Source organism: Streptomyces sp. NPDC054932 (assembly GCF_053610205.1).
The window spans coordinates 1-15316 of sequence record NZ_JBSGXU010000109.1 but is presented as its reverse complement, the minus strand read 5'-3'; the positions used below and the strand labels follow the sequence as shown (position 1 = coordinate 15316).

At 69.1% G+C, this 15316-nt stretch carries 17 protein-coding genes; 13 read left to right on the top strand and 4 right to left on the bottom strand.

The features are described 5' to 3' along the window. Positions 1 to 135: 135 nt before the first annotated feature. A complete protein-coding gene (locus tag ACWGE1_RS25845; RefSeq protein ID WP_453422873.1) occupies positions 136 to 420 on the bottom strand; it encodes an SHOCT domain-containing protein in 285 nt (94 codons plus the stop codon). A 366-nt stretch (positions 421 to 786) separates the two neighbouring features. Here ACWGE1_RS25845 and ACWGE1_RS25840 point away from each other — a divergent pair, with 366 nt between their 5' ends. After that, positions 787 to 1452, top strand: coding sequence for a class I SAM-dependent methyltransferase (locus tag ACWGE1_RS25840; protein ID WP_453422872.1), 666 nt, complete (start codon positions 787 to 789; stop codon positions 1450 to 1452). Positions 1453 to 1558: 106 nt separating this feature from the next. Here ACWGE1_RS25840 and ACWGE1_RS25835 read toward each other — a convergent pair whose 3' ends face one another. Together ACWGE1_RS25835 and ACWGE1_RS25830 are read right to left on the bottom strand one after the other, a co-directional pair. Further along, positions 1559 to 2419, bottom strand: a complete 861-nt coding sequence (locus ACWGE1_RS25835) for a universal stress protein (protein WP_453422871.1) — start codon at positions 2417 to 2419, stop codon at positions 1559 to 1561. Beyond that, positions 2416 to 3318 carry a universal stress protein gene (locus ACWGE1_RS25830; RefSeq protein ID WP_453422870.1) on the bottom strand — a complete coding sequence of 301 codons (903 nt, stop codon included), beginning with the start codon at positions 3316 to 3318 and terminating at the stop codon, positions 2416 to 2418. Before ACWGE1_RS25830 ends, ACWGE1_RS25835 begins: the two co-directional genes overlap by 4 nt. Positions 3319 to 3579: 261 nt before the next feature. Between ACWGE1_RS25830 and ACWGE1_RS25825 the strand changes: the two genes are divergently transcribed. The 12 genes from ACWGE1_RS25825 to ACWGE1_RS25770 all read left to right on the top strand — a co-directional run bounded on the left by ACWGE1_RS25825 (position 3580) and on the right by ACWGE1_RS25770 (position 14669). Then, entirely contained in the window at positions 3580 to 4275 is a 696-nt protein-coding gene (locus tag ACWGE1_RS25825; protein WP_327733493.1) for a CBS domain-containing protein, read from the top strand. A gap of 119 nt (positions 4276 to 4394) precedes the next feature. Then, a complete protein-coding gene (gene acsA, locus ACWGE1_RS25820; protein WP_453422869.1) occupies positions 4395 to 6185 on the top strand; it encodes an acetate--CoA ligase in 1791 nt (596 codons plus the stop codon). A gap of 25 nt (positions 6186 to 6210) precedes the next feature. Beyond that, positions 6211 to 7290: a pyruvate dehydrogenase (acetyl-transferring) E1 component subunit alpha gene (gene pdhA, locus ACWGE1_RS25815; RefSeq protein WP_453422868.1), complete on the top strand. Its 1080-nt coding sequence runs from the start codon at positions 6211 to 6213 to the stop codon at positions 7288 to 7290. Next, on the top strand, positions 7287 to 8291 hold the full coding sequence (locus ACWGE1_RS25810; RefSeq protein ID WP_453422867.1) for an alpha-ketoacid dehydrogenase subunit beta: 1005 nt from the start codon (positions 7287 to 7289) through the stop codon (positions 8289 to 8291). The genes pdhA and ACWGE1_RS25810 overlap by 4 nt, the downstream gene beginning before the upstream one ends. A gap of 1 nt (position 8292) precedes the next feature. Beyond that, positions 8293 to 9624, top strand: coding sequence for a dihydrolipoamide acetyltransferase family protein (locus ACWGE1_RS25805; RefSeq protein WP_453422866.1), 1332 nt, complete (start codon positions 8293 to 8295; stop codon positions 9622 to 9624). Further along, positions 9621 to 9872 (top strand): acyl carrier protein, encoded by a 252-nt coding sequence (locus tag ACWGE1_RS25800; protein WP_453422865.1) that lies wholly within the window; start codon positions 9621 to 9623, stop codon positions 9870 to 9872. Before ACWGE1_RS25805 ends, ACWGE1_RS25800 begins: the two co-directional genes overlap by 4 nt. Positions 9873 to 9981: 109 nt before the next feature. Next, complete coding sequence (locus ACWGE1_RS25795) at positions 9982 to 10851, top strand: universal stress protein (protein ID WP_389806713.1); 870 nt, start codon at positions 9982 to 9984, stop codon at positions 10849 to 10851. A gap of 27 nt (positions 10852 to 10878) precedes the next feature. Next, positions 10879 to 11565, top strand: coding sequence for a CBS domain-containing protein (locus ACWGE1_RS25790; protein ID WP_453422864.1), 687 nt, complete (start codon positions 10879 to 10881; stop codon positions 11563 to 11565). 240 nt (positions 11566 to 11805) lie between these two features. Further along, positions 11806 to 12411, top strand: coding sequence for a CBS domain-containing protein (locus tag ACWGE1_RS25785; RefSeq protein WP_329096254.1), 606 nt, complete (start codon positions 11806 to 11808; stop codon positions 12409 to 12411). A gap of 12 nt (positions 12412 to 12423) precedes the next feature. After that, complete coding sequence (locus ACWGE1_RS25780; protein ID WP_453422863.1) at positions 12424 to 13050, top strand: CBS domain-containing protein; 627 nt, start codon at positions 12424 to 12426, stop codon at positions 13048 to 13050. Positions 13051 to 13059: 9 nt separating this feature from the next. Further along, positions 13060 to 13716 (top strand): CBS domain-containing protein, encoded by a 657-nt coding sequence (locus ACWGE1_RS25775; RefSeq protein ID WP_030648547.1) that lies wholly within the window; start codon positions 13060 to 13062, stop codon positions 13714 to 13716. A 77-nt stretch (positions 13717 to 13793) separates the two neighbouring features. Continuing rightward, on the top strand, positions 13794 to 14669 hold the full coding sequence (locus tag ACWGE1_RS25770) for a universal stress protein (protein WP_453422862.1): 876 nt from the start codon (positions 13794 to 13796) through the stop codon (positions 14667 to 14669). Positions 14670 to 14696: 27 nt separating this feature from the next. On the opposite strand, the gene ACWGE1_RS25765 is transcribed toward ACWGE1_RS25770, so the two are convergent. Beyond that, positions 14697 to 15116, bottom strand: a complete 420-nt coding sequence (locus ACWGE1_RS25765) for a CBS domain-containing protein (RefSeq protein WP_329096259.1) — start codon at positions 15114 to 15116, stop codon at positions 14697 to 14699. Between the last annotated feature and the right edge of the window lie 200 nt (positions 15117 to 15316).

The window sequence follows — 15316 nt, the reverse complement described above, 5'->3', positions numbered from 1 at the left end:
CGGCACGGGAACCAGTGCTGCACGTTCTGAGACGCCGTCACCCAGATGGGGGGGATGAACACAAGCGGGGTCAGCCGACGAACAAGATTCCGCAGGTCCTCAGTCGCGGCCTGCCACCCTTCCGGAAGGATGGGTTCAGCTCTCTCCCGATCCTGGCCGGTCTTGACCCGGCCCGTGCGCACGTAGTGCGGTCAGACGTTGTTCGTACTCTTCTTCGTCGATCTCGCCTCGGGCGAACCGTTCGGCGAGCACCTGCTTGGCGGAAGGCGCAGCCGGGGGCCGCCCTGGGCCCGAGGGGAAGCGGTCGACACTGCGGAGGAGCAGTACGACTCCCGCGACGGCCAGGGCCACGAGGAGGACCATGGTGAACGTCATGGCGACCCAGCCCCATCCGCCCATTCCGTGGTCGTACCAGAACATGGCTCACGCTCCTGTTGCGATGGTCTGGGACACGGCCCGCAGGGCATGTCCCCCATGTCCTCACTGTCCGTCGGCCCGTGTCGTCCGGGCATGGGCCGGTCGGGGTCGCGACCAGGGCCGATAGTCCCATGCCTGTGGCCGTGTCTGCCTCCAGACGGAAAGCGGGGACCCGAACGGAGGCCGCTTCCCGCCCCGGGCGCCACCGCAAGAGTCGGCTCTTCACCACAGAAGTTGTGCCGGAAGCCGAGTGCCGACAGCAATGACGGCAGTGGCACAGCGGGTGGGCGCGGTGACGACATGGTGTCCCTCTAGGGTGGCCTGGCGGGCCGATTGAGGCGAGGCCGACCTGTGGAGGAGGGCGTCAGCATGCCGGAGCGGGAGCAGGGGCTGGGCGATGTTCAGCGTGCGCACTGGCAGCAGATCTACGGCGAGCATCCCGGCATGTACGGGGAGGAGCCATCCGATCCGGCGATCCACGCCGCTGCCGTCTTCGGGGCCGCCGGTGCCCGGAAGGTGCTGGAGCTGGGTGCCGGCCATGGCCGTGACGCGCTGTACTTCGCCCGCCAGGGATTCTCCGTGTTGGCCACCGACTTCAGCCTGGTGGGTCTGGAACAGCTGCGTGAAGCCGCCGCGGCCCAAGACATCGCGGGACGGGTCACAACAGCGGTCCACGATGTCCGCGAGCCTCTGCCGCTCGCGGACGCCTCGGTGGATGCCGTGTTCGCCCACATGCTGCTCTGCATGGCGCTGTCCACCCAGGAGATCCACGCCTTGGTCGCCGAGGTGCGACGGGTACTGCGGCCGGGCGGAGTGTTCGTCTACACCGTCCGCCACACCGGGGACGCCCACTACCAGGCCGGTGCCGGGCACGGAGACGACATCTGGGAGCACGGCGGCTTCGCCGTCCACTTCTTCTCCCGCGACCTGGTCGACGCCCTCGCCGGAAGCTGGACTCTGGTCGAGGTCGCCGCCTTCGAGGAAGGCGGCCTCCCCCGGCGGCTGTGGCGCGTCACGCAGACCGTCCCTCGGTGAGTACCGCCTGAAGACTCAGCGCTGTCCGATCTCGGGTTCCGGTCCGGCTTCCGTCGTACCGCCACGAGGCTCGGTGCACCCGACGGCGGGCGTCGTCACGCAGTCCTCACCGCACGGGGACCGTGATCACCGGGCAGTGCGCCCGGTGCAGCAGCCCGTGGACAACCGATCCGAGTCGCATGCCCGTGTAACCGCCCTTGCCTCGACGGCCCACGACCACGGCGAGGGCGTGCTCGGCGGCACCGGCGAGCTCCTCCACCGGGTGCCCGGACAGCACCTCGTGCGTCAACACGACGTCCGGGTACTCCTGCGACCAGCCTGCCGTCGTCTCGGACAGCATGCGTCGTTGCCCTTGGAGCGCGGCCTCCTCGTCGTGGTGCAGGAAGAGCGGGGGCTCCCACACCGACACGGCACGCAGCCTGGCCTTTCTGAGGTCGGCCTCTTCGAATGCCAGCGCGAGGGCCGCCTTCGAGGAGTCGCTCCCGTCAATGCCCACCACCAGGTAGGGCGGCTGTTGCGTGACGTGCTCGGCGTCGCCCACGACGATGACCGGACACTGCGCCTGGGCGCTGACGGGAACAACCAGGGAACCGGCGCTGAGGAACTCCGCAGTCCTGCTCAGGTGACGGGAGCCGAGCACGATCAAGCGGGCCCGCCTCGACAGTCGACCGATCTCCGGAGCGGGGACCCCCTCGACGAGATCCACGACCGATTCGACCTCCGGGTGTCGCTCCCTGCTCCAGGCGGCAGCCTCGCCGAGGGCGTCTGAGGCCGCCTGATGCAAGGCGATGCTCCGCGGTGTGTCGTCGACGTGTTGCGTGTCGTGTTGAGGAGGTACGGCTACGACGAGTCGCAGCCGTAGCCGGCGTCGCCCGGCCTCGTCCACCGCCCAGGCCAGGGGAAGACGCCAGTCCCTGGCCGGGTCGATGCCCACGACGATCTCCTCGTGTTCGCCCGCGTCGCTCACGATTCGCTCCCGTTCTCGTCCGTGTGGCGCGGAATGAGCTCTACGGGGCAGTGGGCATGATGGACGAGGCTGTGCGTGACCCGTCCGAGGGTGGGCCCGAGGTAGCTGGGTGCCCTTCGGCCGCCCATCACCAGCAGGTCCGCCCGGCGCGAAGCCTCGACCAGGACAGAAGCCACTGACGTGCTCTTCTCCGCGTCACCCTGCACGGCCAGGTCCGGAAACTCCCGGCGCACCCGGTCCGCCACCGCGTTCAGGTGATGGACCTGCTCGTTGGCGATTTCCTCCACGTCGTCGAGCAGGGTCACGACCTCGCCGACGGACTGCAGGATGTTCCACACGTGCAGCAGCCGCAGCGAGCCTTTGCGGAGCTGTGCCTCGCGTGCGGCGTGGTGCGCGCAGTCGACGTCGTGCTCGTCACGGACGGCGGCGAGCACGACACCCGTGTCGGCGTCGTTCTCGGTGCCTCTGACGATGACGACGGGCGTCGTTGCTCCCGCTGCGACCTTGAGTCCGACCGATCCGAGCATGAGGGAGCTGAAACCGCCCAATCCCCGGCTGCCGACCACGATGGTGTCGTGAAGGCCCGCGGACCGGTGGAGGCTCGGGACGGGTGCGCTGCGGCTGAATTCGGGGTTGACCTGCAGGCCGGGAAACTGCTCCGTAACCGCGGCCACCGTGGCATCCAGTAGTTCCCGGCCTGCCCGGCGGACATGCTCGATGCTCTTCGCCGAGACGTAGAGGACCCGGCCATCGGTGTCGGACCCGTGCACGATGTGCAACGGGCGCTCGCGGCGTGCCGCCTCCGCCGCTGCCCACAACGCTGCCCGCCGGGCCGGCTCGGAGCCGTCGACGCCGACGACGACGGCGCCGAGTTCCGGGCTGCTCGTGGTGCCTTCCATGGTTCCTCCTCAGGGAGCCGCCAGGGGTCCGGCTCTCGGATCGGCTCTTCGGGCTCCTCCGTCACGAGGGCCATTCAGTCCCTGTCAGGGACCGGTGGTCCTGGTTCCTGCAATACCGCGCCGCAGGTGCGGCACGGGTCCGATCGGGCCCTACTCCGGACCATTCGGCCCTCCTCCTCTCCTGGCATGGGGCGGATCGTGGTTATCGGCGTCCTCCGGCTTCCCGTCCTGGTGGATCGCCGTGACGGCAGGAGGTGCCTCATGAAGCACATCAAGGTCGGAGACCTGATGACCGACGAGGTCGTCTCGGTCGTGACGTCCACCCCTTTCAAGGATGTCGCCAAGCTGCTCGCTCAGCACGACATCAGCGGGCTGCCGGTCCTCGACGACGAGGACCGGGTGCTCGGAATCGTCTCCGAGAGTGACCTGATCGGCCGCGCAGCCGCCGATCACGCGCCGGTGGGTGAAGAGCCCGTTGCCGGGTGGGCCGGGGCTGCGGTCCCCTCGGAGGCGACCTTCACCGCTGGTGAGGCCATGTCCGCACCGGCGGTCACGGTTCACGCGGACGAGACCGCGGCAGGAGCCGCCCGGCTGATGGCCCGCCGAGGCGTCGAGCGGCTGCCGGTCGTGGACGACGAGGACCGACTCGTCGGTATCGTCACCCGCCGTGACCTGCTCTGGCTCTTCCTGCGACCAGACTCGGAGATACGGCACCGCGTGGTCGCGGACGTACTCGTGGACACCATGGGACTGGACGCCGAGGCGGTCACCGTCCACGTGGTCGACGGCATCGTGACACTGGAGGGCCGACTGGAGAGACAAAGCCAGGTTCCGGTCCTGATCCGCCTCACCAGCCAGCTGGACGGGGTGGTCGCCGTCGCCTCCCGCCTGACGGCGACCCTCGATGACTCCCTGCTCACCCCACCGCACCGCAGCGCCTACGGGATGTCCGGGTAGCCCGCCGTCCCGTGTGGACCGTCCGGGGGACGCCGGGAGACCGCTCGCCGCGTTTGCGGCCGTCACACGACGTGGCGCTGTCTCCTTGCAGGTTCCAAGGCGAGGAGAGGGACCCGGCCATGGATCACTTGATCATCCACAAACAGCCCGGACCCGATGCCGCTTTCATGCTCCAGGACTACGAGCGGGCGCGCGCGGATTTCACTTGGGACGAAGCCAGGTCCCTGCTGTCCGGGCTGCCCGGAGGCGGGCTCAACATCGGTTACGAGGCCGTTGACCGGCACTTGGCGGCAGGCCGGGGCGGGCGGGAAGCACTCCGCTGCATCGCACCCGACGACACCGTCACCCGCCTCACCTACGCCGAGCTCGGCGGCCTCACGAGCCGCTTCGCCAACGTCCTCACCGCCCTCGGCGTGCGGCGGCAGGAGAGGGTCTTCACGCTCCTCGGCCGGTGCCCTGAGCTGTATACGACCGTACTGGGCACGCTGCGCAGCGCACGCGTGCTGTGCCCGCTCTTCTCGGCCTTCGGCCCCGAGCCCGTGCGCCAGCGGCTGGAGCTGGGCGATGCCCGGGTCCTTGTCACCACCGAGGCGCTGTACCGGCGCAAGGTCGAGGAGAACAGGCACCGCTTGCCTCATCTGGACCATGTCCTGCTCGTGGGTCCGGTTACCGATCCGCCGCCTGGCACGCTCTCCTTCGCCGCACTCATGGACGAGGCTCCGGAGGAGTACACGGTGCCGGCCACCGATCCGGAGGACATGGCGCTGCTGCACTTCACCAGCGGTACGACCGGTACCCCGAAGGGCGCGGTCCACGTGCACGAAGCGGTTGTGGCCCACCACGCAACGGCGGCCTTCGCGCTCGATCTGCGCCGGGAGGACGTGTACTGGTGTACGGCGGACCCGGGATGGGTGACCGGTACCTCGTACGGGATCATCGCCCCGCTCACGCACGGCGCGACCGTCGTGGTCGACGAAGGGGACTTCGACGTCCACCGCTGGTACCGCATCCTCGACAACCATCGGGTCACCGTCTGGTACACGGCACCGACCGCCATCCGCATGCTCATGCGTGCAACCCCCAGGGACGGCACCCGAGATCTACCCGGGCCGTACGACCTGTCGGCTCTGCGCTTCATCGCAAGCGTGGGTGAACCGCTCAACCCGGAAGCCGTCCTGTGGGGGCAGGAGGTACTCGGCCTGCCGATCCACGACAACTGGTGGCAGACGGAGACCGGAGCAATCATGATCGCCAACTTCGCGGCCAGCGACATCCGGCCCGGCTCCATGGGACGCCCCCTGCCCGGTGTGGAGGCCGCGTTGCTCGAACGCGGCGAGGACGGACGCGCCGAGGTCACGGAAGGCCGCGTTCGGGTCATCACCCAGGCGGACGTCGAGGGAGAGCTGGCGCTGCGTCCGGGCTGGCCCTCCATGTTCCGGGGCTATCTGAACGAGGAGGCCCGTTACCGGGCCTGCTTCGCAGACGGCTGGTACCTCACGGGCGATCTTGCGAAACGCGACGAGGACGGGTGGTTCTGGTTCGTCGGCCGCGCCGACGACGTCATCAAGTCGGCAGGACACCTCATCGGACCGTTCGAGGTGGAGAGCGCGCTGATGGAGCATCCCGCGGTCGCGGAGGCCGGTGTGATCGGCCGCCCGGACCCGGTCGTGGGAGCTGTCGTCAAGGCATACGTCTCCCTCCGTCCCGGGCTCTCCCCCGACGCGTCCCTCAAGCGAGAACTTTTGGCGTTCGCACGCAGGCGGCTGGGCCCCGCGGTGGCGCCCAGGGAGATCGAGTTCGAGCAGAACCTCCCCAAGACGCGCAGCGGCAAGGTGATGCGCCGCCTGCTGCGCGCCCGGGAACTGGGATTGCCCGAAGGTGATCTGTCCACGCTGGAGAACCCCGGATGACCCGCTCGTGAGAGAAGGCGGAACCATGAGCAGCACCACCCCGCAGCCCGAAGGAAAGGCCCGGAGCGCAGCACGCAGGAGCGGGCACAGGAAGGGACCCGCCACTGCCGCCCGCGGCACTCCCGACGGGCATCCCGCACCCGGGCACCACCTGTCCCTGCTCCGCCGGATGCTTGCCATCAGACGGTTCGAGGAAAGGTGCGTGGAGCTCTACAGCGGCGCGAAGATCCGTGGGTTCGTCCACCTCTACATCGGTGAGGAAGCCGTCGCCGTGGGCGTCAACCAGGCACTGCGCGAGGAGGACGCGGTGGTCTCCACCTACCGCGAACACGGGCATGCCCTGGCTCGCGGAGTTTCCGCCGACGCCGTGATGGCCGAGATGTACGGCAGGGCCACCGGCTGCAGCCGCGGACGCGGCGGCTCCATGCACCTGTTCGACGCCACGCACCGCTTCTACGGGGGCAACGCGATCGTGGCCGGCGGCCTGCCCCTGGCTGCCGGACTCGCACTCGCCGACCGGATGCGCGGCAGCACCCGCGTCACCTGCTGTTTCTTCGGGGACGGAGCTTTCGCCGAAGGCGAGTTCCACGAGACGGCCAACCTCGCGGCCCTGTGGCGGCTGCCCCTGCTGCTGGTCTGCGAGAACAACTTGTACGCCATGGGCACGAGCCTGGCCCGGGAGCACGCCCAGACCAACCTCGCCATGCGTGCCGCCTCCTACGGAATGCCCGCGTGGACGGTCGACGGCATGGACGTCCTCGCCGTCGAAGCGGCCGCACTCAGGGCGGCGGAGTCCGTGCGCGCAGGCAACGGACCGCACTTCCTCGAGGCACAGACCTACCGGTTCCGCGCCCACTCCATGTACGACCCTGACCGGTACCGGGCAAAGTCCGAGATCGAGGAATGGAAGGGACGCGACCCCCTCAAAGGACTGGCCGAACTGATGCGTTCCGAAGGGCAGCTCGACGACCGGGTGATGGAAGAACTCGACAAGGAAGTACTCGCCGAGATCGACCAGTCCGTACAGCGGGCCGAGAAGGCCCCGCTCGAACCGGTCTCGGACCTGCTCCGCTTCGTCACGAGCGAAACCGGGGGCGCGGCATGAGCACACGGAAGGCACCGACCGGGACTTCCCGGCCGACCACCTATCGGGAGGCGCTCCGTGAGGGGCTACGCGAAGCCCTGCTGCAGGACGAACGGGTCTTCCTCATGGGCGAGGACGTGGGCCGGTACGGCGGATGCTTCGGCGTCAGCCTGGGCCTGCTCGAAGAGTTCGGACCTGACCGTATCCGCGACACGCCTTTGTCCGAATCCGGATTCGTCGGCGCGGGCATCGGCGCCGCACTCGGCGGGATGCGGCCCGTAGTCGAGATCATGACCGTCAATTTCAGTCTCCTGGCCCTGGACCAGATCCTCAACAACGCGGCCACACTGCTCCACATGTCGGGCGGGCAGCTGAGCGTCCCCGTCGTGATCCGCATGACCACCGGGGCAGGCCGACAGCTCGGCGCCCAGCACTCCCACAGCCTCGAAGGCTGGTACGCCCACATCCCCGGCATCAGGGTGCTGGCACCCGCGACGGTCGACGACGCGCGCCACATGCTCGCAGCCGCCCTCGCGGACCCCGATCCGGTGCTGCTCTTCGAACACGGCAGTCTCTACAACGCGGAGGGCTCGCTGGACGCCACCGTTGATGCCGTCGATCTCGACACGGCGGCCGTACGCCGGTCGGGTACGGACGTCTCGGTGATCACATACGGCGGCTCTCTGCCGAAGGCCATGGCCGCAGCGGAAACCCTTGCCGGGGAGGGCATCAGCGCGGAGGTCGTGGACCTACGCGCCCTGCGCCCCCTCGATGACGCCACCGTCATGGCATCCGTCGGCAGAACCCACCGGGCCGTGATCGTCGACGAGGCATGGCGCAGCGGCAGCCTGGCCGCGGAAATCTCGTCGCGCATCACCGAGCAGGCGTTCTACGAACTCGATGCCCCCGTTCAGCGCGTATGCAGCGCGGAGGTCCCCATTCCCTATGCCCGGCAGCTCGAAGAAGCGGCGCTTCCCCAGCCCGCGACCATCGTGGACGCCGTTCGTCGGGCGGTGAGCTGACATGGCCGACTTCACCATGCCCTCCCTCGGCGCGGACATGGACGAGGGCACCCTCGTGGAATGGCTGGTAGGACCCGGTGACACCGTCACGAAGGGCGATGTCGTCGCCGTCGTGGAGACGGCGAAGTCGACGATCGAAGTCGAATGCTTCGACTCGGGAACGGTCGGTGCACTCCTCGTCGACCCAGGGACCACCGTGCCGGTCGGCACACGGATGGCCGTCATCAACACGGAAACTGAGCCTCCGGCCGCCGTCCCTGCCCCTGCCACTCCCTCTGCGAAGCAGCCGACGGCCCCGGCCTCCGAACTGCAAGCCGCTCCGGGCCGCACCACAACCGGGGGCGGGGACACCGTGTCCACTCCCCTGGTGAGGCACTTGGCCGAGCGGAAGGGCATCGACCTGTCGTCCGTGCACGGTTCCGGCAAGGGCGGTCGGATCACCCGTTCCGACGTGGAGCACGCGCCGGCCGACGGGCCACATCGGGTGAAGGCCTCGCCGCTCGCCCGCAGGCTGGCCCAGTCGTCGGGCATCGACCTGAGCGCCCTGCGGGGAACCGGACAGGGCGGCACGATCCGGGCCGACGATGTACGGGCCGCCACGGCGGGCCCTCCGGCCCGTACGGTCGAAAGCCACGCACAGGCGCGCCCGTCTTCGGCGACGGCCGAGCCCGCGTATCCGGCGCGTGCGGCGATCGCGGCTCTGATGAGCCGCGCCAACCGCGAGATCCCCCACTACTACTTGTCGACGAAGATCGATCTGGCCGTCGCGATGGCATGGATGCGCGACCGGAATGCCGACAGGCCCGTGGCGGAACGGCTCGTGCCAGCGGCCCTGCTGCTCAAATCGGTTGCCCTGGCGGCACGCCAAGTACCGGAACTGAACGGTTACTGGAAGGACGATGCGTTCGTCCCCTCGCACACCGTGCGACTCGGTGTCGCGGTGTCCCTGCGCGGTGGCGGCCTTGTCGCGCCGGCGCTGACCGACGCCGACACGATGCCGCTGCCGGAGCTCATGGCAACGCTGAAGGGACTGGTCTCGCGGGCGCGTGGCGGCCGACTGCGGGCCTCGGAGACCGCCGACCCGACGCTGACCGTGACCAACCTCGGTGATCAGGGGGTGGAGGCGGTCTTCGGGGTGATCTATCCGCCGCAGGTCGCGCTCGTCGGTCTGGGGCGTGTCATCGAGCAGCCGGTAGCCGTGAACGGGATGCTCACGGTGCACCCGACCGTCACTGCCACGCTCTCCGCCGACCACCGTGCGAGCGACGGTGCGACCGGGGCGCGTTTCCTGACGTCCATCGACCGTCTGCTCCAACGACCGGAGGAACTGTGAACCGTGACGAGGCCCTCGTGCTGATCAAGGATGTTCTGACAGGCGTGGTTCCCGGCGCCGACGCGGCCGCTCTCTCGCGGGACGAGAACTTCCGGGAACGCCTGGAGATGGACTCGCTCGACTTCCTCAACTTCATCGAGGCGCTGAGCGAGCGCACCGGTCTCGCCCTGCCCGAGACCGACTATCCGGCGTTGAACACCCTGGACGGCTGCGCCGACTACGTCGCCTCACGCTCCTCCGTGGAGTAGCGGGGGCTGTTCGGTCCCACATGGGGCCACTCGGCCCCTCCTCGGTCGCCGCGCCGCAGGTGACGCTGGAAGAGGGCCACGGTCCTGCGGCACCCAAGGAGGTCTCGCCATGAAGCACCATGTGACCGTCGGCGTCGACGGCTCTCCCGAGAGCCGGGCCGCGGCCCGTTGGGGCGCCCGGGAAGCGGTCCTGCGGGAAGTGCCGCTGAGGCTCGTCCACGCTGTCGACTGGCTGATCAGCCCCTCGGTACCGGCGCCGGGCCGCGAAGCGGCCGACCGTTGGGCCGACGAGGCGCTCACCGATGCGGCGGAGGACGTGCGACGTCGGCATCCCGGGCTGGAGGTCTCGACCAGATGCCTTTCCGGCAGGCCGGCGGCAGCCCTGGCCGCAGAGGCGGCCGACGCCGGGCTGCTCGTACTCGGCTCCCGCGGGGTGGGAGGCCTGGTGGGATTCCTCATCGGCTCGGTGAGTTTGTCGACACTCGTGGCCACCGAGACGCCGGTGGTGCTCGTCCGCGTGTCGGACGCGCCCGAGGCGGCCCAGCCCACCCGCTACGGGCAAATCGTCCTGGGCGTCGACATCCACGAGGCAGCGGACAAGGTACTGGCCTTCGCTTTCGAGGAGGCCGACCGTCGCGGCTGCGCCCTGCGTGCGATCCACGGCTGGAAGATGCCGTCCATGTACCAGTACGCGCCCTTCTTCGACCCGGAGAACGAGCGGGAGATCGGCCGGACCATCACCGTGATGCTCGACGAGATGCTGATGCCGTGGCGGCACAAGTTCCCGTCCGTGAGCGCCACCCACGAGGCGTTCGAGGGGCCCGCACCCGTGCAGCTCGTCCGGGCCGCGGCAAGCGCGGACCTGATCGTCGTGGGTCGCCGCCTGCGCCGCTCACCTCTGGGCGTGCATCTGGGGTCCGTGGCTCATGCGGTCCTGCACCACGCCGCTGCGCCCGTCGCAGTCATCGCTCACGGCTGACGGCCCCATTCACAAGGAGATCGGACCGTGTCTCACCGCACTGTCGCAGACGTCATGACCCGGAACGTGGCCACGGCGAGCCCCGAAGCATCACTCAAAACGGTCGCCCGGAGCCTCAACGACAACGGGGTCTCGGCCCTGCCCGTCGTGGACACCCGTCGCCACCCGATCGGCATCGTCTCCGAAGCCGACCTGCTCCGCAGGCAGGCCGGGCTGCCCGACACCGAAGGACGCGACCCTATGCACACCACGTCGTCCATGGACCGTGCCTCCATGGGCGCCCGGACCGCCGGCGATCTGATGTCCACTCCCGTCCTGACCGCCCGGCCGGAGTGGGGCATCGTCGAGACGGCCCGCTTCCTGCACGAGCGAGGCGTCAAGCGCCTGCCGGTGGTCGACGAGACCGGAACCCTGGTGGGCATCGTCAGCCGCACCGACCTGCTGCGCCCCATGCTCCGCAACGATGACGCCATCCGCGACGAGATCGTCGACGACGTCCTGGGCCGGACCCTCAGGATGACCCCGGGAGGCGTTGCGGTGACCGTAAGCGAAGGGGTCGTCTCGTTGAGCGGCCGGGTTGAGGAGCGGTCGACCATTCCGGTTGTCGAACGACTGTGCCGGTCGGTCGACGGGGTCGTCAGCGTGGACCAATCCCTTGGTTACGCGGTCGACGACCTGTCTCCGGTTGCCGACCCTCACGATGCCCTGCATTGAACCCTCGCGACAAAGGGCGGAAAGAGCCCGCCCGCTTCTCGCGGATCCCGATCGTGCGGTGCACGGCCACCAGCCGCTTCTCCGCACCCTCTCAGGGACTCTTTCCGTCAATTTCATAAAAGCACGCCCGACACCTGGACAACAGGGCCGATCAGCCCGAAGTGAACCCCTGACGGCCCTACCGCCGACGGGCACGGGTGTCCACGCTCGGACGTATCGGGACGCCGTTCTGGAGGCATCATGAAGCAGCTTCGCACCGTCGAGGACGTGATGACGCATGCCGTCATCTCCGTCGACCGCAGAACACCGTTCAAGGAAGTCGTGGAGGCCATGCGGCAGTGGCGGATCAGCGCCCTGCCCGTCCTGTCGGAGGAAGGACGGGTCGCCGGCGTGGTGTCCGAAGCGGATCTGCTGCTCAAGGCCCAGGGTGCGGACGAGTCCCGCGCAGTCACCGCCGGGCAGCTGATGACCGTACCGGCGGTCACCGTGACCAAGGACGCCACCATCCCCGGCGCCGCCCGCCTGATGGCCCGCGGCCACCTCAAGCGGCTCCCCGTCGTCGACGGCGACGGCCGCCTGATCGGCGTCGTCAGCCGGGGCGACCTCCTCAAGATCTATCTCCGCCCCGACGCCGACATCGCCGAGGAGCTGCGCGAACTGATCATGGCCGAGCTCATCCCCGCCGGATCCGCCATGGTGCAGGTCCACGTGGCCGACGGCATCGTGCACCTGGACGGCTCCCTTCCCGACCCGGCCCTGAAGGACGTGCTGGTGCGTGTCGCACGCACCGTACCGGGCGTCGTGGACGTCACGGCCGTGCGCCTCGACACCGAAGTCCGCACGTGAAGGAGGCCGACGATGAGGCACCGCAGCGTCGCCGACCTGATGACCCCGACAGCCGTCAGCGTCCAGCGGGGCACCCCGTTCAAGGAAATCGCCAGGCTCCTCAAGGAGTTCGACATCTCCGCCGTGCCCGTGGTGGACGAGGCCGAGCGTCCCGTGGGCGTCGTCTCCGAAGCCGACCTGCTCCGCAAGCGCAGCTCCGGCAGCGGCACGAACACGGCCGCCGATCTCATGACCAGCCCCGCTATCACAGCCCGGACCGAATGGAGCGTCGTCCGCGCGGCGCGAGTCATGCGGGGGCGCCAGGTCAAGAGACTGCCCGTGGTGGACGCCGCCGGCCGACTGATCGGCATCCTGAGCCGTGGCGACCTGCTTCAGCTCTTCCTTCGCCGGGACCACGCGATCCAGGAGGAAATCCTCGAAGACGTGGTGACCCACACCCTCGGCCTCAGCCCCTCGTCGTTGACCGTCGACGTCACCGACGGGCTGGTGACCCTCAGCGGGACCGTCGGCCGACGCAGCCTGGTCCCCATCGTGCTGCGCCTGTGCCAGAGCGTCGACGGCGTCGTCGACGTGGTCAACCAGCTCGACTACGCGCAGGACGACGTGTCGGTCGGCGCCCGAACGCCCACCGAGCGGTAGGAGAAGAGCATGAAGCATCGGGAAGTCCGCGAGCTGATGACCCGCGAGGTCGTCACCGTCCCCAGCAACGCTCCGTTCAAGGAGATCGCCCGCACCCTGACGGAGCACAAGGTGTCAGCCGTGCCGGTCGTCGACTCTGCCGGCCGGCCGCTCGGCGTGATCTCGGAACGGGATCTGCTGCCGAAGTCCGCCGGCCAAAGCGACTACTTCCGGTCACTTCCCGAGCGGGAGGCCTGGCAGGAGGACAAGGCCGCGGGTACGCGCGCCGAGGAGCTGATGTCCTCGCCCCCTGTGTGCGCCAGACCCGACTGGACCGTCGCCGAAGCCGCCAGGTTGATGGAAGCACAAGGAGTCAAGCGGCTCCTGGTCGTGGACGACTCGGACGTACTGATCGGAATCGTCAGCCGTCGGGACCTGCTGCGGATCTTCCTCCGGGCGGACGAGGACATCCGTCACGAGATCATGGGTGACGTCCTCGAACTCGGCGTACGTCAGAGCCCCTCGGCCATCACCGTGGCCGTCACCGACGGCCGGGTCGAACTGCACGGAACCGTCGACTTCAGGAGCCTCATCCCCCTCATCGAACGCCTCTGCCGGACCGTCGACGGCGTCGTCTCCGTAACCCAGCATCTCGGATACGCCATCGACGACACGAACTCAGTCTGAAGAAGCCTCCGTGCAGCCTCGGCACGTGCGACGACCAACTCCCCGACCCATGCGGGACCCTGCCGGGAGAAGCCATCATGAACGATCGAATCGTCGCCGGTCTCGACGGATCCGCGGAAAGCCTCGCGGCCGCCCGCTGGGCGGCGCGAGAGGGCCTGCTGCGCGGCGTGCCACTCCACCTCGTCCACGCCGAGGAATGGTCATCTCCCCGCGACCTCCCGATGCCGACCAGCGATGTGCGCCGTCACTGGGCCCAGGCGCTGCTGAACGAGACCGCCGACGAACTGCGCGCGAGCCACCCCGAACTGGAGGTCGGCATCCGATCGATCGACGGCAGACCGGCCGCCGAGCTCGCCGGCGTCGCAGCCGGCGCGAACATGATCGTCCTGGGCTCTCGGGGACTGGGCACCGTCACGGGCTTCGTCCTCGGTTCCGTCGGCATGGCGGTCATCCAGGCGACTGTACGGCCCGTGGTCATGGTGCGGGCGAGCGAGGACGCGGTGCCACACCCCGACGGCCGGCACGCGGCCCGTGAGCTGCTGGTGGGCGTTGACATCAGCCGACCGTGTGATGCCCTGCTCGCCTTCGCCTTCGAGGAGGCGCGGCGGCGGGCATGCGCCCTCCACGTCCTGCACAGCTGGTCGCTGCCTCCCCTGGTGGGGTACGGCGCGGCGTACGATCCGAGAGTCCACGCCCAGCTCGAAATGAGCGCGGAGGCCTCTCTGCACGATGTCCTGGCGCCTTGGCGGGACAAGTACCCGGATGTCGGCGTCATCGCTCGCGCGAGCCTCGGACACGCCGCCACGGAACTCATCAGGATGGGCGCAGAGGCGGGGCTCATCGTCGTGGGCCGCCGCATCCGGCGGAGCTCAATCGGCGCGCACATCGGACCGGTCACCCATGCGGTCCTCCACCACGCCAGGGCGCCCGTCGCCGTCATCGCGCACGAATAGCGACGCCCACATGCATTCTGGTGCGGCTCACCGCTCCGCGCAGATCGTCTCGACGAAGTGACCCACCTGCTCCTCGGACAGGTGCCTGGCGAGATCGGCCTCACTGATCATGCCGACGAGGCGGTGGTCGGCGATCACCGGGACACGCCGGATCCGGTGATCCTGCATCGTCTGCAGCACCTGGCTCGTGTCAGCGCCCGCGTCGACCGTGATGGGCCTGCCCTGCGCCAGCTGTCCGGCTGTCATGTGGTGCGGGTCCTTGCCCTTGGCCAGACACTTCAGCACGATGTCACGGTCGGTGATGATGCCGTGCAGACGGTCGTCGGGCCCGCAGATCGGCAGTGCGCCGACGTCCAGTTCGCTCATCCGCCGGGCCGCGTCCATGAGCGTCTCGGTCTCCTGTACGCAGGTGGCACCGCTGTGCATGATGTCCCGCGCGGTGGTCATGGCTGCCTCCTCATATGCACGTCCGTACCCGTTTCCAGTCTGGGCTCGTGCTCGGCGCCCCGCTCGTCGACGCGAGATCATGGGGACATGGCTTCTCTGCGGCATGGACCAGAGCACAAGGCCTTCCGAGCTCTCGCCGGATGCCAGGCCGACCGGCAGACCTCCTGACGTGACCGGCCCTGGTTGATCAGGCCCCAGAC

Coding starts and splice junctions, on each gene's coding strand:
- ACWGE1_RS25795 (WP_389806713.1), top strand. CDS start 9,982: ATGAAGCACCATGTGACCGTCGGCGTCGACGGCTCTCCCGAGAGCCGG.
- acsA (WP_453422869.1), top strand. CDS start 4,395: ATGGATCACTTGATCATCCACAAACAGCCCGGACCCGATGCCGCTTTC.
- ACWGE1_RS25830 (WP_453422870.1), bottom strand. CDS start 3,318: ATGGAAGGCACCACGAGCAGCCCGGAACTCGGCGCCGTCGTCGTCGGC.
- ACWGE1_RS25805 (WP_453422866.1), top strand. CDS start 8,293: ATGGCCGACTTCACCATGCCCTCCCTCGGCGCGGACATGGACGAGGGC.
- ACWGE1_RS25780 (WP_453422863.1), top strand. CDS start 12,424: ATGAGGCACCGCAGCGTCGCCGACCTGATGACCCCGACAGCCGTCAGC.
- ACWGE1_RS25845 (WP_453422873.1), bottom strand. CDS start 420: ATGTTCTGGTACGACCACGGAATGGGCGGATGGGGCTGGGTCGCCATG.
- ACWGE1_RS25765 (WP_329096259.1), bottom strand. CDS start 15,116: ATGACCACCGCGCGGGACATCATGCACAGCGGTGCCACCTGCGTACAG.
- ACWGE1_RS25840 (WP_453422872.1), top strand. CDS start 787: ATGCCGGAGCGGGAGCAGGGGCTGGGCGATGTTCAGCGTGCGCACTGG.
- ACWGE1_RS25785 (WP_329096254.1), top strand. CDS start 11,806: ATGAAGCAGCTTCGCACCGTCGAGGACGTGATGACGCATGCCGTCATC.
- ACWGE1_RS25825 (WP_327733493.1), top strand. CDS start 3,580: ATGAAGCACATCAAGGTCGGAGACCTGATGACCGACGAGGTCGTCTCG.
- ACWGE1_RS25770 (WP_453422862.1), top strand. CDS start 13,794: ATGAACGATCGAATCGTCGCCGGTCTCGACGGATCCGCGGAAAGCCTC.
- ACWGE1_RS25810 (WP_453422867.1), top strand. CDS start 7,287: ATGAGCACACGGAAGGCACCGACCGGGACTTCCCGGCCGACCACCTAT.
- pdhA (WP_453422868.1), top strand. CDS start 6,211: ATGAGCAGCACCACCCCGCAGCCCGAAGGAAAGGCCCGGAGCGCAGCA.
- ACWGE1_RS25775 (WP_030648547.1), top strand. CDS start 13,060: ATGAAGCATCGGGAAGTCCGCGAGCTGATGACCCGCGAGGTCGTCACC.